The following is an 18,138-nucleotide window of genomic DNA, read 5'->3' as shown; positions in this document are numbered from 1 at the left end:
AAACTGTGTGCTCCCGTTGCCGCCCCAATCAAGATGAAGAAGACCGACTACGCCGTGCTGCTGTCGCTGGGCGCCCTGTGGGGCGGCTCGTTCCTGTTCATGCGGATGGGCGCCGGTGCCTTCGGCGCGCTGCCGCTGGCCGGCCTGCGCGCGATCGGCGCGGCACTCTGCTTCCTGCCGCTGCTGGCCTCGCGCCAGCGCCGGGCCGAATGGCGCGCGCACTGGTGGCCGATCGCCGTGGTCGGATTGACCAATTCGGCGCTGCCCTTCGCGCTGTTCACCTTTGCCTCGCGCAGCCTGCCAGCCGGACTGGCTTCGATCATCGACGGCATAACGCCGATGTTCGCCGCCCTGGTCGGCTGGCTCTGGCTGGGCCAGCGGCTGGATGCCTGGCGCAGTGCCGGCTTGGTGGTCGGCTTTGCCGGTGTGGTCTGGCTGGCCGAAGGCAGTCTCGCACTGGGGCCGGGCGCCGGTTTGGCACTGCTCGCCGGCGTGACCGCCACCGCGCTGTACGGCTACGTGGTGCACTACACGCACCTGCGCCTGGCCCACGTGACGCCGCTGGTGGTGACGGTCGGCAGCCATATGGTCGCCGCGCTGCTGCTGTTGCCGCCGACCCTGCTGTTCTGGCCGGCGCAGACCCCGCCGCCGCAGGCCTGGCTGGCGGCAGCGGGGCTGGCCGTGCTGTGCACGGCGCTGGCCTACGTACTGTTCTTCCAGGTGCTGGCGCGGGTCGGCGCGGCTCGGATCATGGTGATCCCCTACCTGATACCGGCCTTCGGCGTGCTTTGGGGGGCATTGCTGTTGGGCGAGCCGGTGAGTGCGCGCATGCTCGGCGGTTGCGCGGTGATCCTGCTGGGCACGGCGCTCACCACCGGCCTGATCCACGCGCGCCGCAAGGCACCGTCGCTGGCGACCGGAGAAACATGAAGCCGCAGCACACGGAAGCCAGTGCAGCATGATCCATAATGGCTTTCCCCGCTGCACCACTGGAACCGCGATGCGCCTCATCACCGGCCGTGTGGCCGCCCGCCTGCCCGGACTGGCCTTCCTGCTGCTTGGCCTGTGCTGCCTGCTGGCACCCGCCGCGTTCGCCCAGACGCAGGACGACAACATCCTGCCGGTGACCGAGGCCTACAAGCTCAGTGCCGATGCCGGCACGCCAGGCACGCTCAAGCTGCACTGGGTGATCGCGCAGGACTACTACCTCTACCGTGGCCGCATGAAGTTCACCGCCGGCCCCGGCGTCACGCTGGGCGAGGCGCAACTGCCGGCCGGCGAGAAACACGTCGATCCCTACCTCGGCCCGGTCGAGACCTACCACCACTCCGTCGACGCCAGCATTCCCTACACCGTGGCGCCCGGCACCACGCATCCCGTGCTCAGCGTGCAGTACCAGGGCTGCCACGAGGTGGAGCCGAAGATCTGCTATCCGCCGCATACCGAACAGCTCGACCTGCCGCTGCCTGCCGCCGCCGCAACGCCCGCTGCAGGCAACAACCTGGGCAATGCGTTGCAGCAGTTGGGCGGTAGCGGAAACAGCGCATCGTCCGAGCCGTTGCCGCAGGAGCAGGCCTTCCAGTTCTCCGCGCTCGCACAGGACGCACAGCACCTGCTGCTGCGCTGGACGATGCCGAAGGACTACTACGTCTATCGCAACCACATCACGCTCAAGCTGAAGGATGCCGATGGCCTGAAGCTCGGCGCACCCGCGTGGCCGGCGGGTGGCGTGCAGCATCCGGATGCGCAGTTCGGCACGGTGACGGTGTACTTCGGCGATCTCGAACTGCCCGTCGCGATCGAAGGCAACACCGCGGGCCGCCGGCAAGTGACGCTGGAAGCAAGCTTCCTCGGCTGCAAGGACGGCGGCGTGTGCTACCCGCCGATGACGCGCGACGCCATCATCGATCTCGCCGGCGGCGCGGCGGCCCAAGGCGTTGTCGCATCGGGCACGGGCGCGGCCACGCCCACCGGCCCGCTGCAGACCAGCCTGCTCGCCGCGTTGCTGCTGGCGCTGGGCGGCGGGCTGATCCTCAACCTGATGCCCTGCGTGCTGCCGGTGCTCTCGCTGAAGGCGGTTAGCCTGCTGGAAAGCGGCGAGAACCCCGCGCGCCGGCGCCTCCATGCGCTGGCCTATACCGCCGGCGTGCTGGCGAGCTTCCTGGCGCTGGGTATCGGTATCCTCGCGTTGCGTTCGGCCGGCCATGCGCTGGGCTGGGGCACGCAGTTGCAGCAGCCGCTGCTGGTGGCGGTGCTGGCCTGCGTGATCTTCGCGCTGGGCCTGTCGATGTCTGGCGTGGTGCAGTTCGGCGCCTCGCTGGGCAACGCCGGCAGCTCGCTGGCCAATCGCGGCGGCGTGGCCGGCGACTTCTTCACCGGCGTGCTCGCCGTCGTGGTGGCCAGCCCCTGCACCGCCCCCTTCATGGGCGGCGCGCTGGCCTATGCCTTCGCCGCGCCGGCCGTGCACGCGTTGCTGGTCTTCATCATGCTGGGCGTGGGCCTGGCCTTGCCCTTCCTCGCCATCGCCTATGTCCCCGCGCTGGCGCGCTGGCTGCCGAAACCCGGGCGCTGGATGGAAACGCTGAAGCAGGTGCTGGCGTTCCCGATGTATCTCACGGCGGCCTGGCTGGCCTGGGTGCTGGCCAACCAGCGCGGCGCCGATGCGGTGGGCCTGCTGCTGGTAGCACTGGTGCTGCTGGCGCTGGCGCTGTGGTGGTTCGAGCGCAGCCGTGGCCGCAGCCCGCTGCACCACGTACTGACCGCGCTGCTGGCACTGGCCACGCTGGCGCCGCTGTACCTGCTGGCACAGTTGCCGGCCACGGTGAACACCGCGACGGCGCAAGAAGGCACCGTGCCGTACAGCCCGGCGAAGCTCGCCGAACTGCGCGCCGCCAACACGCCCGTGTTCGTGGACATGACCGCCGACTGGTGCATCACCTGCAAGGCCAACGAGCACGCCGTGCTGGATGGCGCCGCCTTCCATGACGCGCTCAAGCGCGACGGCGCGGTCTACATGAAGGGCGACTGGACCAACGAGGATCCGGCGATCACCGCCTTCCTGCAGCACTACCACTCGCCGGGCGTGCCGCTGTACGTGGTGTTCCCGAAGGGCGGTGGCGAGGGCCGCCAACTGCCCACGGTACTGACCACGGCACTGGTGGAGCGGGCGCTGGATGAGGCGGCGCATTGAGCCGCGACAACCTCGTCATCCTGGTCGCGGCGGTGCTGGCCGCGACACTGGGCGGCTGGTTGCAACACGAGAGCCGGCTGGCGCATGTGCCGGCCGGGGTGACGGTGGCACAGGTTGGTGAGCCAGCACCCCTCCTTGAATTGCCGGACCTGCAAGGCCGCACGCATGGCCTGGCGGATTACCGCGGCCGTCGCGTGCTGCTGAATTTCTGGGCAAGCTGGTGCGGACCCTGTCTGGACGAACTGCCCGCGCTGGATCGCGCCCAAGCCAAGTTCGGCGAAAACGGCAGTATCGTGCTCGGAATCGCGATGGATGATCCCGCACGTGTTCGTACCTTTCTGGCCGATCATCCCGTGCATTACCCCATCCTGCTCGGCCGCATGGCGTCTCCAAGCACGTCGCTGTTGTGGGGTGATGGCGACGAGATACTCCCGTACAGCGTGCTGATCGACACCGATGGGCGCGTGATCGCCACGCACCGCGGCCCGCTGGACGCCACCACGCTCGATCGATGGCTTATGTAAAAAGTGCGGCCATGGATGGCCGCCCATGTGATCTTCGCGATCAGGGATGATCGCAAGAGCCAAGTGAAAAGTGCGGCCACGGATGGCCGCCCGTGTGATCTTCGCGATCACGGATGATCGCAAGGACTAATGAAAAGTGCGGTCATGAACAGTCACCCGCTTGATCTCCGCGATCTGGGATGATCGCAAGAGTCACACCCACACATACGCCGACGCACGGCTTCTCCATCGAACATCGCCGATCTGCGCCGAACTGGACAACATCGGCAACAGCGCGCACACTGCGCCCCGTTCCGGGTCGTCCGGACGTCGTCGAAGGCATGGCGTGGCCAAGATCCTGGTTCTGCACGGACCCAATCTCAACCTGCTGGGCGCACGCGAGCCGACCATCTACGGCAGCGACACACTGGCCGACATCAACGGCCGGCTGGCCGCGCAAGCGCAAGCCGCCGGGCATGAACTGGCATGGTTCCAGTCCAATGCCGAGCACGAGCTGATCGGCCGCGTGCACCAGGCACGCGACGAACAGGTGGCGATGATCCTGTGCAACGCCGGCGCACTCACCCACACCAGCATCGCGCTGCGCGACGCGTTCTCGGCGGTGGCGATTCCGTTGATCGAGGTGCACCTGTCCAACGTGCACGCCCGCGAACCGTTCCGGCACCACTCGTATCTGGCCGACATCGCGGTCGGCGTGATCTGCGGTTTCGGCGCCGACAGCTACCGCCTGGCATTGGACGCCGCCGTCGCCCGGCTGGCGCCACGCTGAACCACCCCTTTTCCTTTCCGGCCGCCCAAGGCGGCCCATGACATGAAGGCCATCCCATGGATCTGCGCAAGATCAAGAAGCTGATCGACCTGCTCGAGGAATCCAACCTCGCCGAACTGGAAATCAAGGAAGGCGAGGAAGTGGTGCGCCTGTCACGCGTACCCAAGGGCGGCGTGGCCGTCGCCGCGCCCGCACCGGTCGCCGTGGTCCCCGCGCCGGTGGCGGCAGCACCCGCACCGGTCGCCGCTGTCGAAGCCGCCCCTGCCGTCAGCGGCCTGCCCGCCGGCCACGTGGTGAAGGCGCCGATGGTCGGCACTTTCTATGCCTCCGCCACGCCTGGCGCCCCTGCGCTGGCCAAGGTGGGCCAGCAGGTGAAGGCCGGCGACACGCTGGGCATCATCGAGGCGATGAAGATGTTCAACCAGATCGAGGCCGACGTGTCCGGCACGATCCAGGCGATCCTGGTCGACAACAGCCAGTCGGTCGAATTCGACCAGCCGATGTTCGTGATTGCCTGAGAGCCGGGATTCGGGAATGGGGATTCGGGATTCGGCAAAGCGGCCACACCAGCAGCTTGAGGTGTGGCGCGATGCGATGGATCTCGTCGAAGCGATTTACCGGCTGAGTCATGGCTTCCCGGACGATGAACGCTTCGCCCTCACCGCCCAACTGCGTCGCGCCGCAATCAGCGTACCCTCGAACATCGCCGAGGGTGTCGCGCGAAAATCGACGCCGGAGTACCTGCGCTTCCTTTCCATTGCCCGTGGCTCGCTTTCCGAACTGGACACGCAATTGCATATCGCCGAGCGCCTCGACTACGCCAAGGTTCCGCCTGAAACAGCGGATCTGCTGGATCGCGTCTTCGCCAAGTTGAACGCACTCATCCGCTCCGTTCAATCCCGCGAGGAATGACCGATGCCACGCCAGTGCCCGCTTTTTCGAATCCCGAATCCCGAATCCCGAATCCCATGCCTCTAGAAAAAGTCGTCATCGCCAATCGCGGCGAAATCGCCCTGCGCGTGCTGCGCGCCTGCCACAGTCTCGGCATCAAGACCGTGGCGGTGCACTCCACCGCGGACCGCAACCTCAAGCACGTCGGCCTCGCCGACGAAGCCATCTGCATCGGCCCGGCGCCGTCGGCGGAGAGCTACCTCAACATCCCGCGCATCATCGCTGCAGCGGAAATCTCCGACGCCCAGGCCATCCATCCGGGCTACGGCTTCCTGTCCGAGCGCGCCGACTTCGCCGAGCAGGTGGAGAAATCGGGCTTCATCTTCATCGGCCCCACCGCCGACGTGATCCGCCTGATGGGCGACAAGGTGGAGGCGATCAAGGCGATGAAGGCCGCGGGCGTGCCCTGCGTGCCCGGCTCCGGCGGCCCGCTGGGCGACGACATCGAGGAAAACCTGCGCATCGCCCGCGAGATCGGCTACCCGGTCATCATCAAGGCGGCCGGTGGCGGCGGCGGCCGCGGCATGCGCGTGGTGCGCACCGAGGCGCACCTCGGCAACTCCATCGTGATGACCAAGCAGGAGGCCAAGGCGGCCTTCGGCAACGACATGGTCTACATGGAGAAATTCCTGGAAAACCCGCGCCACGTGGAGATCCAGGTGCTGGCCGACGGCCAGGGCAATGCCATCCACCTCGGCGAGCGCGACTGCTCGATGCAGCGCCGCCACCAGAAGGTGGTCGAGGAAGCGCCCGCGCCCGGCATCACGCCGGAACTGCGCGCCGAGATCGGCAAGGTCTGCGTGGACGCCTGCATCCGCATCGGCTACCGCGGCGCCGGCACCTTCGAGTTCCTGTTCGAGAACGGTCGCTTCTACTTCATCGAGATGAACACGCGCATCCAGGTCGAGCACCCGGTAACCGAGCTGATCACCGGCGTGGACCTGGTGCGCGAGCAGCTGCTGATCGCAGGCGGCGAGAAGTTGTCGATCAAGCAGGAAGACATCGTGATCCGCGGCCATGCGATCGAATGTCGCATCAATGCCGAGGATCCCGACACCTTCATGCCCAGCCCCGGCACGGTGAAGCGTTTCGAGGCACCCGGCGGCCCCGGCGTGCGCGTGGACACGCACCTGTACGACGGCTACAAGATCCCGCCGAACTACGACTCGATGATCGGCAAGCTGATCGTGCACGGCCCCGACCGCGCCACCGCCATCGCGCGCATGCGCCTCGCACTCGCCGAGACGGTGATCGAGGGCGTGAAGTGCAACATCCCGCTGCAGCAGCGCATCATGGTCGACGTGGGCTTCCAGCACGGCGGCCAGAACATCCACTACCTCGAGAAGCGGATGGCGGAGCAGAAGGAAAAGGCCGGCGGCGGTCATTGAGTACCGCGCTGTTCGCGTTCGCCTCCTCTCCCCTCTGGGGGGAGGATTGAGGAGAGGGGACGGGGCTTGCGACAGGCCCAGAACAAAGCCCGCTCATTCAAACTCCATCGCCAGAACACCCCTCACCCCAACCCTCTCCCCGCAGGGGAGAGGGAGTGAAGCCGACGCCATGCCCTTCCTCGAACTCTCCCTCACCACCCGCCTCGAACAGCAGCCTCGCGCCGAGGAGGCATTGGAGGATCTCGGCGCGCTGTCGATCACGCTGCGCGACGCCGATGCGGAGACGCCGGACGAGCAGGCGATCTTCGAGCCGGGCGTGGGCGAGCTGCCGCTGTGGCCCACGATCACCTTGAACGCGCTGTTCGACGAACACGCGGATCGACGCGGCCTCGCCGCCGCGCTGGGCGAACTGCTGCCGTGGCTGGAGCCCGATCAGCTGGGCTTCCGCGAAGTGGAAGACCAGGACTGGGAGCGCGTGTGGATGGATCAGTACCAGCCGATGTCGTTCGGACGGCGGCTGTGGATCTACCCGTGGAACATCGAGCCACCCATGGACGACACATGCGTGGTAGTGCGCCTCGATCCCGGCCTCGCCTTCGGCAGTGGCACGCACCCCACCACCGCGCTGTGCCTGGAATGGCTGGACGGGCTCGAGCTCGCCGGCAAGTCGGTGATCGACTACGGCTGCGGTTCGGGCATCCTCGCCATCGCCGCACTCAAGCTCGGCGCCGCGCATGCCGTCGGCGTGGACAACGATCCGCAGGCGCTGCTCGCCTCGCGCGACAACGCCGGGCGCAACGGCGTGGCGGAACGCCTCGACGTCCACCTGCCGGGTGACGAACCCAGGGCCGCCGCCGACGTGTTCGTGGCGAACATCCTCGCCGGCCCGCTGGGCGAACTCGCGCCGGTGTTCGCGGCGGCGGCGAAGCCCGGCGCACCGTTCGCGATCTCCGGCATCCTCGACGGCCAGCAGGACGAACTGCTGGCGCGCTACGCCGAATGGTTCGACGCATTGCGCGTGGACATCCACGACGGCTGGGTGCGCATCAGCGGGCATCGCCACGGCTAAACGCCGGTTCACCGCCATATCCATGCGGCCCGCAGGGAGAGTGAACTGGCTCCCGCACATCCCCTGCTAAGCTTGCGGCTCGTTCAACGCGACGCACCGCATGTACGCGCAATGTCCTGAGTGCCTGTCCGTATTCTCGCTCGGCGCGCAAGCGCTGGTGCAGGCGCACGGCTACGTGTTGTGCGGGCATTGCGGCGCCGGCTTCGACAGCCTCGCCACGCTCAGCGAACAGTTGCCGCCGGAGCCGTTCCGGGAAATGCCGCTGAACGAGCAGGCGCTGGCGCCGCCGCGCATCGAGCTGGTGGTGTATCGCCCGCAACGCCCCGCACCCGAACCTGTCGTGGTGGCGGAAGCGGCGCCTGCCGCGGCGGCGGAAGACTTCTCGCAACTGGTATTCGCGCCACGCTTCGCGATGAAATCGCGCAAGCACAAGCCGCCGCGAACCGGACGCAGGCCCCGTGCGGCACGCGATGCCGACCGGCAACGGCGTTGGCCCTGGGTACTGGTCTGCGTCGCGCTGGCCATCGCACTCGCCGGCGAAGTGGCGTGGATCGATCGCGACGACCTGGTCCGTACCCCGCTCGCCGGCGGCTTGCTGCGCGGCGCCTGCGACGCGCTGGGCTGCCGCCTGCCGCTGGTCGCCGCGCCGAAGCAGTTGCGCCTGCTCGCCAGCAACGTCGAAACGCATCCGAACGCCGCGAATGCGCTGATGATCAGCCTCAGTCTGCGCAACGACGCGGCGTTCGCCCAGCCCTGGCCGGTGGTGGTGGTCACCCTGTCGGATGCACAGGGCCATCGGCTGTCGATGCGCCGCCTGCTGCCCACCGACTATCTCGACGATCCCGTCGTGCTGAGCCACGGGCTCGCGCCCGGCGCCACCACGGCATTGCTGCTGGAAGTGCAGGATCCCGGCGAGGCGGCGGTTGCCTACCAGTTCGATTTCGAATAGCGCGCCGCAGGCTGCCTGCGATACGCGCCGGACAGACGCGGCACTTAAAATCCGCGACCCACACGGGTAGACTCACCCGTCCCGCGCACCGCCAGCAGCATGCACGGGACGATCGCCGATGCGGTCGCGCAGGACCATCAGAACAGCGGCCCACGCAGCCGCACGAGACGCGCCGAGGGAAATGTCAGTGAACGCCGTGAGATTGCCAACCGCCGAGGCCAACCGCCCGGTCGCGTCGCAGAGTGCGCTTGGCGAATGCGTCAGCCGCACCGTGCGCCGCTACCTCGCCGACCTCGGCGACGCGGACTGCGGCGAAGGCCTGCACGCGCTGGTGATCCACGAGGTGGAAGGCCCGCTGCTGCGCGAGGTCCTGGCGTTCCATGACGGCAACCAGAGCCGCGCCGCCGTGGCGCTGGGCATCAACCGCGCCACCCTGCGCAAGAAGCTGGCCGCGCACGGCCTGCTGTAATCCGCCGCGTTTGGCCGTCCAAAAGACGGCCGCGCCGCCGACTGGGCTATAATTCGCGGCTTTCCCGTCAGGAAGCCGCCATGCCCGCCCCCGCCGTCGTCCCCGTCCGCCGCGCCCTGCTCAGCGTTTCCGACAAGACCGGCCTGATCGAGCTGGGCCAACGCCTCGCCGCCCGGGGCGTGGAGCTGCTCTCCACCGGCGGCAGTGCAAAGGCGCTGCGCGACGCCGGCATCGCGGTGAAGGACGTCAGCGACGTCACCGGCTTCCCCGAGATCATGGACGGCCGCGTGAAGACCCTGCACCCCAAGGTGCACGGCGGCCTGCTCGGCCGGCGTGGCACCGACGACGCGGTGATGGCGGAGCTGGGCATCCAGCCCATCGACCTGCTGGTGCTCAACCTCTACCCGTTCGAGGCCACCGTCGCCAGGCCGGGCTGCACGCTGGAGGACGCCATCGAGAACATCGACATCGGTGGCCCGGCGATGCTGCGCTCGGCGGCAAAGAACTGGAACGACGTGGGCGTGCTCACCTCCCCGGACCAGTACGCGGCCGCGCTCGCCGAGATCGAGCAGCACGGCGGGCTTTCGCGCGCCACGCGCTTCCAGCTGTCGGTCGCCGCGTTCAACAACGTGGCCAACTACGACGGCGCGATCAGCGACTACCTCTCGGGCCTCAAGCTGGACGAAGCGCAGGAGGCCATCGCCGGCCACGAGGCCTTCCCCGCACAGGCCAACGGTCGCTTCGTCAAGGTGATGGACCTGCGCTACGGCGAGAACCCGCACCAGGCCGCCGCTTTCTATCGCGACCTGTACCCCGCGCCGGGCACGCTGGCCACCTTCGTGCAATTGCAGGGCAAGGAGCTCTCGTTCAACAACATCGCCGATGCCGACGCCGCGTGGGAGTGCGTGCGCAGCTTCACCAAGCCCGCCTGCGTGATCGTCAAGCACGCCAACCCCTGCGGCGTGGCGGTGAGCCTGGACGGCATCGGCAAGGCCTACGACCTCGCCTACCAGACCGACCCCACCTCGGCCTTCGGCGGCATCATCGCGTTCAACCGCGAGCTCGACGGCGCCACCGCGCAGGCCATCGTGTCGCGGCAGTTCGTCGAGGTGGTGCTGGCGCCCGCGTACAGCGACGATGCGCTGAAGGCGTTCGCCAGGAAAGGCAATGTGCGCGTGCTGGAAATCCCGGTGCCGCCGGGCACCGACCTGGTCGCCGCGCACCCCGGCAACAACGTCAAGCGCGTGGGCTCCGGCCTGCTGATCCAGGGCGCCGACACCGGCATGGTGAAGGCCGAGGACCTGAAGGTCGTGACCAGGGTGGCGCCCACGCCCGCGCAGATCGACGACCTGATCTTCGCGTGGAAGGTGGCGAAGTTCGTGAAGTCCAATGCCATCGTCTATGCGAAGGACCGCCAGACCATCGGCATCGGCGCCGGGCAGATGAGCCGCGTGTACAGCGCGAAGATCGCCGGCATCAAGGCCGCCGACGAAAAACTGGAGGTGCGCGGCTCGGTGATGGCGAGCGACGCCTTCTTCCCGTTCCGCGACGGCATCGATGCCGCGGCGGCGGCGGGCATCGCCGCGGTGATCCAGCCCGGCGGCTCGATGCGCGACGCCGAGGTGATCGCCGCCGCCGACGAACACGGCATGGCGATGGTGTTCACCGGGATGCGGCATTTCAGGCACTGAAAGTGCCTGAAACAAATTTGGCACTCCATCACTGAAGGCGGCGAAGCCGCCTTCAAACCCCCTATCGCCAGCCCCTCTTCCCAGCAGGAAAGGAGGACGCGGGAGAGCCATTCCGCTCACCCGCACGACGCATCAATGCGCGCCGTCCTGCGAGCCGCTGTCCTGGGACTCGTCCCCGGACTCGGCCGGCTTGCTCTTGCCCCACTCCAGGATCTTGTACATCACCGGCCGCACCGGCGGCGCGCCATCGGTGGCGCGCATCGTGCCGTCGCTGTCCACCATGTAGGTATAGGACAGACCGCTCTTCTGCGTGACCACCACCATGTAGACGCGGCCACCCCGGCGGTATTCCTGGTACACCGCATCGCCCTCGGTGCGCACGCTGACATCGTCCGCCGGCGAATCGCCCCTGGCCATCTTCGGCGCGCCCTTGTCGCCCGGCATCGCAGGCAGGGGAATCGGCTTGCCGGGAACCGGGGTGGCGGTGACTTCGGCCGGCGTGCTGCCGCTGGTACTCGACGGCGCGGGCTGGGCAGGCGGCGCCACCGCCTTCACGCCCGGATCGTTCATGCCCGGCGGCGGCGGTACCGGGGCGAACTGCGGCGACTGGCTGCTGGTGGATTGCGCCCAGACCGGCAGCGCGACGAAGGCAGAGATAGCAAGCAGGCAGGTGGCGGTTTTCATGGCAGCAACCTCGAAAGAGGCACGAAGCATAACAGCGCGACCACTGCCTTCCCGTGAACCGCGCCCGCACGCGCCACATGCAAGAATGCGCGCATGCCCAAGCTCATCCTGATCGACGGATCCTCGTATCTCTACCGCGCCTTCCACGCGCTGCCGCCGCTGACCAACGCGCAGGGCGAACCCACCGGCGCGCTGTTCGGCGTGGTCAACATGCTGCGCTCCACGCTGAAGGCCAGGCCCGACTACGTCGCCTTCGTCAGCGACGCCTCCGGCCCCACCTTCCGCGACGAGATGTACGAGCACTACAAGGCGAACCGTCCGCCGATGCCGGCCGACCTGCGCGCGCAGGTCGAGCCGATGCTGGCGATCGTGGGCGCGCTGGGCTTCCCGATCCTGCGCGTGGGCGGCGTGGAAGCCGACGACGTGATCGGCACGCTCGCCGTGCAGGCGCAGCAGGCCGGCATCGAGGTGGAGATCTCCACCGGCGACAAGGACATGGCGCAACTGGTCGGCCCCGGCGTCACCCTGGTCAACACCATGACCAACACCACGATGGACCGCGCCGGCGTCGAGGAAAAATTCGGCGTGCCGCCGGAACGCATCGTCGACTACCTCACCCTGGTCGGCGACAGCGTGGACAACGTGCCCGGCGTGCCCAAGTGCGGCCCCAAGACCGCCGCGAAATGGATCGCCGAATATGGCTCGCTGGACGGCGTGATCACGAATGCGGACAAGGTCGGCGGCAAGATCGGCGAGAGCCTGCGCGAAGCCCTGCCGCAGCTGCCGCTGTCGCGTGCGCTGGTGACGATCAAGACCGATGTGGCGCTGGATCAGAAGCCTGCTGACCTCGCGATGCGCGATGCCGATACCGATGCACTGCGTGAGCTGTACGCGCGCTACGAATTCAAGGCAGCGCTGAAGGATCTCGAAAATCCGCTCCCCCCTCCCCCCGGGAGAGGGGCCGGGGGTGAGGGTGCGACCGAAGCGCGAGGCGACACCGAACCCTCACCCCACCCCCTCTCCCGGGGGGAGAGGGGCTTCGACCTCGCGGCGTCAGGCGAATACGAACTCGTCACCACGCAACCGCAGCTCGACGCATGGCTGGAAAAGCTGCGCGACGCCCCGCTGATCGCCTTCGACACCGAGACCACGGCACTGGATCCGATGCTGGCCGACATCGTCGGCCTCAGCCTCGCGGTGGAACCGGGCAAGGCCTGCTACATCCCGCTGGCGCACGATTACCCCGGCGCGCCCGCGCAGCTTCCCCGCGATGCGGTGCTGTCCGCGCTCAAGCCCGTGTTCGAGGACGCGAGCCGCCCCAAGCTTGGCCAGCACGCGAAGTACGACATCAACATCCTGTCGCACTACGGCATCGCCGTGCAGGGCGTGCGCCACGACACCATGCTGGAATCCTACGTGTGGAACGCGACCGCCACGCGCCACGACATGGATTCGCTGGCGAAACGCTACCTCGGCTACGACACCGTGAAGTACGAGGAAGTGGCCGGCAAGGGCGCGAAGCAGATCTCGTTCTCGCAGGTGGACCTGGACACCGCCTGCCGCTACGCCGCCGAGGACGCCGACGTCACCCTGCGCCTGCACCACGCGCTGTGGCCGCAGCTGGAGAGAGTACCCAGCCTGCGTTCGGTGTACGAGGACATCGAGATCCCGCTGATACCCGTGCTGGCAGGCATGGAGCAGCGCGGCGTGCTGATCGACGTGGACGAACTGCGCAAGCAAAGCCAGCAGCTGGGCAAGCGCATGCTGGAACTGCAGCAACTGGCGTACCGCGAAGCCGGACGCGAATTCAACCTCGACTCGCCCAAGCAACTGCAGGCGATCCTGTTCGACGAGCTGGGCCTGCCCGCGAAACTCAAGACGCCCACCGGTCAGCCCTCGACCAATGAGGAGGCGCTCGAGGCGATCGCCGATGCACACGCCTTGCCCAGGCTGATCCTCGACTACCGCGGACTGGCCAAGCTGCGCTCCACGTATACCGACAAGCTGGCCGGCACGGTGAACCCGCGCACCGGCCGCGTGCACACCAGCTACCATCAGGGCGCGGTAGCCACCGGACGCATTTCCTCCACCGACCCGAATCTGCAGAACATCCCGGTGCGCACCGAGGAAGGCCGGCGCATCCGCCAAGCCTTCATCGCGCCGCCGGGCTGGAAGGTGATGGCGGCCGACTACTCGCAGATCGAACTGCGCATCATGGCCCACCTGTCCGGCGACGAAGGCCTGCTCAAGGCCTTCCACGAAGGCGGCGACGTGCATCGCGCCACCGCCGCCGAGGTGTTCGGCGTCGCCCTGGACGAAGTGAGCAAGGAACAGCGCCGCGCCGCCAAGGCGATCAATTTCGGCCTGATGTACGGCATGAGCGCGTTCGGCCTCGCCCGCCAGCTCGGCATCGACCGCGGCGAGGCCAGCGACTACATGGCGCGCTACTTCGCGCGCTATCCCGGCGTGCATGCCTTCATGGAAGCCACCCGCGCGCAGGCGCACCGCGACGGCTACGTGGAGACCATCTTCGGCCGCCGCCTGTACCTGGAGAACCTGCAGTCCCGCAACCAGGCCCACCGTGCCGGCGCCGAACGCGCCGCGGTGAACGCGCCGATGCAGGGCAGCGCGGCCGACATCATCAAGCGGGCGATGATCGCCGTGGCCACATGGCTCAAGGAGCGCGACGACGCCCACATGCTGATGCAGGTGCACGACGAACTGGTATTCGAGGTGCGTGCCGACGCGGTCGACGAGGTACGCGAAGCGGTGCGCGAACGCATGCAGGGCGCCGCGCAGCTGGCCGTGCCGCTGCTGGTCGAAGTGGGGACAGGCGCAAACTGGGACGAGGCGCATTAGACGTCCATTTGTTGTTTTCCCGTGAAATGAACGGATCCTGACTTTTCTTCGCGTGCGCCGTAGAACTTTTCCCCCGCGGCGCGTTCTCAATCATCGGGTGTACGCAACGGCACCCATGGCTGGTCACCTCCCTGGACAGCCACCCGGACGCGGAGCCTCTCCCCTGGGCTTCCGCCTCCACCGGCCCCGAAGGCACCCCCTGGCCTTCGGGGCCATTTTTTTTATGTGTTCCTCCATGAACACGAAGATCAAACGGGCGGCCATCCATGGCCGCACTTTTCAGAGAAGCGATGCTCCGGATTGACTTCAGAGCCGCTCCGGACGGAAGTCTCAAAGACTCCGCTCGCGCTCAGCGCGAACAATGGAAGGACTGTCGCCCTGCACTTCATCCACATGCCCATCACCGGCATACTCACCACCACCCACCGCACCGGAAGAACCCATGCGCTTCGCACTAATCGTCGTCGGCCTCGTCTTGCTCGTGGCGGGCGTGTGGGTGGTGTTCGGCCACGGCAGCTACCAGACCACCGACACCCTGTTCCAGCTCGGCTCGGCCAAGCTCACCGCCACGCACGACAAGGCCTTTCCGCAATGGCTGGGCATCACCGGCATTGCGGTAGGCGCATTGCTGGTACTCGGCGGCATCCTCCGCAAGGGCTGAGCGCCGCAACCGTTACAATCGGCGCGATGGATGTCTCGCACCTGATCGATTCGCTCAACGACGCGCAACGCGAAGCCGTTTGCGCACCGCCCGGCCCCTACCTCGTCCTCGCTGGCGCCGGCTCCGGCAAGACCAGCGTGCTCACCCGCCGCATCGGCTGGCTCACCCAGGTGGAGCGCGTGCCGCCGTGGGCGATCCTCGCCGTCACCTTCACCAACAAGGCCGCGGGCGAGATGCGCTCGCGCCTGGAATCGCTGATCCCCGGCGGCACGCAAGGGCTCACCGTGGGCACCTTCCACGGCATCGCCCACCGCCTGCTGCGCCGCCATTGGCGCGAGGCCGGGCTGCCGGAAGGTTTCCAGATCCTCGACGCCGACGACCAGCAACGGCTGGTGAAGCGCGTGGTCGCCGGCCTGGGCCTGGACGAGGCGCGCTTCCCGCCACGCCAGGCCACCTGGACGATCAACGGCTGGAAGGACGAGGGCAAGCGCCCCGACGCCATCGAGCATCGCGACCATCCGGTCACCGCGACGCTGGTGCGCATCTACCAGGCCTACGAGGATGCCTGCCGCCGCGCCGGCCTGGTGGACTTCGCCGAACTGCTGCTGCGCGCGCACGAGCTGTGGCTGAAGAACCCCGCCGTGCTGGAGCATTACCAGAACCGTTGGCGCCACCTGCTGGTCGACGAGTTCCAGGACACCAATGCACTGCAGTACGCGTGGATCCGCGTGCTTGCCGGCGCGAGCACGGGATTCGGGATTCGGGATTCGGGATTCGGAAAAGCTGGCCACGCCGAGTTACCCGGCGCCCTGCCCAATCCCGAATCCCGGCTCTCAACAGACGAATGTCTGGTCATCCCGAATCCCGCCGCCGTTTTCGCCGTGGGCGACGACGACCAGAGCATCTACGGCTGGCGCGGCGCCAGGGTGGAGAACATGCAGCAGTTCCTGCGCGACTTCCCCGGTGCGCGCACGATCAAGCTGGAACAGAACTACCGCTCCACCGCCACCATCCTCAAGGCCGCCAACAGCGTGATCGCGCGCAACGGCGGCCGCCTCGGCAAGGAGCTGTGGACGGCGGGCGGCGAAGGCGAGCGCATCGCGCTGTACGCCGCGTACAACGAGCAGGACGAGGCGCGCTTCGTGATCGAGCGCATCCGCGAATACGTCGCCGAACACGGCAACGCGCGCGACTGCGCCATCCTCTACCGCTCCAACGCGCAGTCGCGCAACTTCGAGGAACAGCTCACCCAGCGCAGCATCCCCTACCGCGTCTACGGCGGCCAGCGCTTCTTCGAGCGCGCCGAGATCAAGGACGCGCTGGCCTACCTGCGCCTCACCGCCAGCCGCCACGACGACGCCTCGTTCGAGCGCGCCGTGAACACGCCCCCGCGCGGCATCGGCGACCGCACGCTGGACGTGCTGCGCCGCCGCGCCCGCCACGACGGCAACTCGCTGTGGGAGGCTGCCCTCGCCGAGCTCGCGGGCAGCGAACTGGCGGGGCGCGCGAAGAACGCCGTGAAGAACTTTCTCGCGCTGATCGACGGGATGAGCCGTGACTTCAAGCCCCCCTCCCCCCGGGAGAGGGGTTGGGGTGAGGGTTCGGACTTGCCGAACGCCTCCACTTCGCCCGAACCCTCACCCCCACTCCCTCTCCCGGAGGGAGTGGGGAGCAGCGATGCGCTGCCCCTCGCCGAACGGATCGACCACGTGCTCGTCCACACCGGCCTGCGCGACCACTACGAAAAGGACAGCCGCGGCAACGGCGAGGCGCGCATCGAGAACCTCGACGAACTGGTCAACGTGGCCAGCCGCTTCGAGCGCACTCAGGAAGACATCGACGCCGGCCTGGACGAGTTGTCCGCCTTCCTCTCGCACGCCGCGCTGGAGGCAGGCGAAGGCCAGGGCGAGGCCTGGGACGACTGCGTGCAGCTGATGACGCTGCACTCCGCCAAGGGCCTGGAGTTCCCGCTGGTGTTCCTGGTGGGGCTGGAGGAAGGCCTGTTCCCCAGCCAGCGTTCCACCGAGGACGAGGGCCGGCTGGAGGAGGAGCGCCGCCTCGCCTACGTGGGCATCACCCGCGCCCGCGAGCGCCTGGTCATCAGCTACGCCGAATCGCGCCGCATGCACGGCACCGAGATGCTGGCGCGCCCCTCGCGCTTCCTCGCGGAGATTCCGGCCGCGCTGGTGGACGAGGTGCGCCCCCGCGTGCAGGTCACGCGCCCGCTCTACGCCGGCGCCGGCCGCCACGTCGACCACCCGCCCCTGCAGGAAGAGCCGCCCGTGAAACTCGGCCAGCGCGTCAGCCATCCCAGCTTCGGCGAAGGCGTGGTGGTCAGTGCCGAAGGCAGCGGTGCGCACACGCGGCTGCAGGTGAACTTCGAAGACGCGGGCAGCAAATGGCTGGTGGCGGCCTACGCCAACCTCACGCCGCTGTAAATCGCCTCGGCCATGCCGAACACCATCACCCGACCGGTCGACTGCCAGACCCCATGAACCTGCCCGACATCATCGTCACCGATGCACCGGATGCCACGGATCTCGCCGTGGTCTCGAATGGCCTTGACCAGTTCAATGCCGAGGCCTGCGGCATCGCCGACCGGCGCCCGCTCGCCGTGCTGGCCAGGGATCCCCTGACCGGCCGGACCCTGGGCGGGATCACCGGCCGCACTTCCCTGGGCCTGCTCTTCCTCGACGTGTTCTTCCTGCCGGAAGCGCTGCGCGGATCCGGCCTCGGCAGCCGGATGCTCCGGCTGGCCGAGCAGGAAGGCCGGCGGCGCGGCTGCCGCAGCGCCGTGCTCTACACGATCAGCTTCCAGGCCCCGGAGTTCTACCGGAAACAAGGCTGGCGCGAGTTCGGGGCGATTCCCTGCGACCCGCCGGGAACCAGCCGCATCTTCCTCACCAAGGACCTGCAACCGGCCGCCTGAGTTGC

Annotated in this window: 16 protein-coding genes; 15 read left to right on the top strand and 1 reads right to left on the bottom strand. The window is 68.0% G+C overall.

Going from position 1 to position 18,138, the window contains the following annotated elements; translation table 11 throughout:
- The first annotated feature begins 33 nt into the window (after window positions 1–33).
- The 11 genes from IHE47_RS05005 (at window position 34) to purH (ending at window position 11,000) form a co-directional block, all read left to right on the top strand.
- Entirely contained in the window at window positions 34–930 is an 897-nt protein-coding gene (locus IHE47_RS05005) for a DMT family transporter (protein WP_192104779.1), read from the top strand.
- A 70-nt stretch (window positions 931–1,000) separates the two neighbouring features.
- Entirely contained in the window at window positions 1,001–3,190 is a 2,190-nt protein-coding gene (locus IHE47_RS05000; RefSeq protein WP_192104778.1) for a protein-disulfide reductase DsbD, read from the top strand.
- Window positions 3,187–3,714, top strand: coding sequence for a TlpA disulfide reductase family protein (locus IHE47_RS04995; protein ID WP_192104777.1), 528 nt, complete (start codon window positions 3,187–3,189; stop codon window positions 3,712–3,714). Before IHE47_RS05000 ends, IHE47_RS04995 begins: the two co-directional genes overlap by 4 nt.
- Window positions 3,715–4,039: 325 nt before the next feature.
- The gene (gene aroQ / locus IHE47_RS04990) at window positions 4,040–4,483 is read left to right on the top strand and encodes a type II 3-dehydroquinate dehydratase (RefSeq protein WP_192104776.1); all 444 of its coding nucleotides are present in this window, start codon (window positions 4,040–4,042) and stop codon (window positions 4,481–4,483) included.
- Between the two features lie 56 nt (window positions 4,484–4,539).
- Complete coding sequence (accB, locus tag IHE47_RS04985) at window positions 4,540–5,001, top strand: acetyl-CoA carboxylase biotin carboxyl carrier protein (protein ID WP_192104775.1); 462 nt, start codon at window positions 4,540–4,542, stop codon at window positions 4,999–5,001.
- Window positions 5,002–5,017: 16 nt separating this feature from the next.
- Window positions 5,018–5,395, top strand: coding sequence for a four helix bundle protein (locus IHE47_RS04980; RefSeq protein ID WP_192104774.1), 378 nt, complete (start codon window positions 5,018–5,020; stop codon window positions 5,393–5,395).
- Window positions 5,396–5,451: 56 nt separating this feature from the next.
- A complete protein-coding gene (accC, locus tag IHE47_RS04975) occupies window positions 5,452–6,822 on the top strand; it encodes an acetyl-CoA carboxylase biotin carboxylase subunit (RefSeq protein WP_192104773.1) in 1,371 nt (456 codons plus the stop codon).
- 169 nt (window positions 6,823–6,991) lie between these two features.
- Window positions 6,992–7,891 carry a 50S ribosomal protein L11 methyltransferase gene (gene prmA / locus IHE47_RS04970; RefSeq protein WP_192104772.1) on the top strand — a complete coding sequence of 300 codons (900 nt, stop codon included), beginning with the start codon at window positions 6,992–6,994 and terminating at the stop codon, window positions 7,889–7,891.
- A gap of 100 nt (window positions 7,892–7,991) precedes the next feature.
- Window positions 7,992–8,840: a zinc-ribbon and DUF3426 domain-containing protein gene (locus IHE47_RS04965; protein ID WP_192104771.1), complete on the top strand. Its 849-nt coding sequence runs from the start codon at window positions 7,992–7,994 to the stop codon at window positions 8,838–8,840.
- A 181-nt stretch (window positions 8,841–9,021) separates the two neighbouring features.
- A complete protein-coding gene (locus tag IHE47_RS04960) occupies window positions 9,022–9,309 on the top strand; it encodes a helix-turn-helix domain-containing protein (protein ID WP_192104770.1) in 288 nt (95 codons plus the stop codon).
- Window positions 9,310–9,389: 80 nt separating this feature from the next.
- Complete coding sequence (gene purH / locus IHE47_RS04955; RefSeq protein ID WP_192104769.1) at window positions 9,390–11,000, top strand: bifunctional phosphoribosylaminoimidazolecarboxamide formyltransferase/IMP cyclohydrolase; 1,611 nt, start codon at window positions 9,390–9,392, stop codon at window positions 10,998–11,000.
- 132 nt (window positions 11,001–11,132) lie between these two features.
- Here the strand turns inward: purH and IHE47_RS04950 are convergent, their stop codons facing one another.
- The gene (locus tag IHE47_RS04950) at window positions 11,133–11,684 is read right to left on the bottom strand and encodes a DUF2782 domain-containing protein (protein WP_225561638.1); all 552 of its coding nucleotides are present in this window, start codon (window positions 11,682–11,684) and stop codon (window positions 11,133–11,135) included.
- Window positions 11,685–11,777: 93 nt separating this feature from the next.
- Between IHE47_RS04950 and polA the strand changes: the two genes are divergently transcribed.
- From polA to IHE47_RS04925, 4 genes are all read left to right on the top strand, one after another.
- The gene (gene polA, locus IHE47_RS04945) at window positions 11,778–14,543 is read left to right on the top strand and encodes a DNA polymerase I (protein ID WP_192104767.1); all 2,766 of its coding nucleotides are present in this window, start codon (window positions 11,778–11,780) and stop codon (window positions 14,541–14,543) included.
- A 442-nt stretch (window positions 14,544–14,985) separates the two neighbouring features.
- Window positions 14,986–15,204, top strand: a complete 219-nt coding sequence (locus IHE47_RS04940; RefSeq protein ID WP_192104766.1) for a hypothetical protein — start codon at window positions 14,986–14,988, stop codon at window positions 15,202–15,204.
- A gap of 26 nt (window positions 15,205–15,230) precedes the next feature.
- On the top strand, window positions 15,231–17,642 hold the full coding sequence (locus IHE47_RS17725) for a 3'-5' exonuclease (RefSeq protein WP_225561637.1): 2,412 nt from the start codon (window positions 15,231–15,233) through the stop codon (window positions 17,640–17,642).
- Window positions 17,643–17,695: 53 nt separating this feature from the next.
- Window positions 17,696–18,133 carry a GNAT family N-acetyltransferase gene (locus tag IHE47_RS04925; RefSeq protein WP_192104765.1) on the top strand — a complete coding sequence of 146 codons (438 nt, stop codon included), beginning with the start codon at window positions 17,696–17,698 and terminating at the stop codon, window positions 18,131–18,133.
- Window positions 18,134–18,138: the final 5 nt, after the last annotated feature.

Source organism: Rhodanobacter sp. DHB23, from assembly GCF_014842975.1.
Taxonomy (GTDB): Bacteria; Pseudomonadota; Gammaproteobacteria; order Xanthomonadales; family Rhodanobacteraceae; genus Rhodanobacter_A.
This window is presented reverse-complemented; position numbering and strand designations above follow the sequence as displayed.

What these genes read in the sequence shown, in the direction of transcription:
- IHE47_RS05005 (WP_192104779.1), top strand. Translation starts at nt 34, where the DNA reads ATGAAGAAGACCGACTACGCCGTGCTGCTGTCGCTGGGCGCCCTGTGG.
- IHE47_RS05000 (WP_192104778.1), top strand. Translation starts at nt 1,001, where the DNA reads ATGCGCCTCATCACCGGCCGTGTGGCCGCCCGCCTGCCCGGACTGGCC.
- accB (WP_192104775.1), top strand. Translation starts at nt 4,540, where the DNA reads ATGGATCTGCGCAAGATCAAGAAGCTGATCGACCTGCTCGAGGAATCC.
- IHE47_RS04980 (WP_192104774.1), top strand. Translation starts at nt 5,018, where the DNA reads ATGGGGATTCGGGATTCGGCAAAGCGGCCACACCAGCAGCTTGAGGTG.
- accC (WP_192104773.1), top strand. Translation starts at nt 5,452, where the DNA reads ATGCCTCTAGAAAAAGTCGTCATCGCCAATCGCGGCGAAATCGCCCTG.
- prmA (WP_192104772.1), top strand. Translation starts at nt 6,992, where the DNA reads ATGCCCTTCCTCGAACTCTCCCTCACCACCCGCCTCGAACAGCAGCCT.
- IHE47_RS04965 (WP_192104771.1), top strand. Translation starts at nt 7,992, where the DNA reads ATGTACGCGCAATGTCCTGAGTGCCTGTCCGTATTCTCGCTCGGCGCG.
- IHE47_RS04960 (WP_192104770.1), top strand. Translation starts at nt 9,022, where the DNA reads ATGTCAGTGAACGCCGTGAGATTGCCAACCGCCGAGGCCAACCGCCCG.
- purH (WP_192104769.1), top strand. Translation starts at nt 9,390, where the DNA reads ATGCCCGCCCCCGCCGTCGTCCCCGTCCGCCGCGCCCTGCTCAGCGTT.
- IHE47_RS04950 (WP_225561638.1), bottom strand. Translation starts at nt 11,684, where the DNA reads ATGAAAACCGCCACCTGCCTGCTTGCTATCTCTGCCTTCGTCGCGCTG.
- polA (WP_192104767.1), top strand. Translation starts at nt 11,778, where the DNA reads ATGCCCAAGCTCATCCTGATCGACGGATCCTCGTATCTCTACCGCGCC.
- IHE47_RS04940 (WP_192104766.1), top strand. Translation starts at nt 14,986, where the DNA reads ATGCGCTTCGCACTAATCGTCGTCGGCCTCGTCTTGCTCGTGGCGGGC.
- IHE47_RS17725 (WP_225561637.1), top strand. Translation starts at nt 15,231, where the DNA reads ATGGATGTCTCGCACCTGATCGATTCGCTCAACGACGCGCAACGCGAA.
- IHE47_RS04925 (WP_192104765.1), top strand. Translation starts at nt 17,696, where the DNA reads ATGAACCTGCCCGACATCATCGTCACCGATGCACCGGATGCCACGGAT.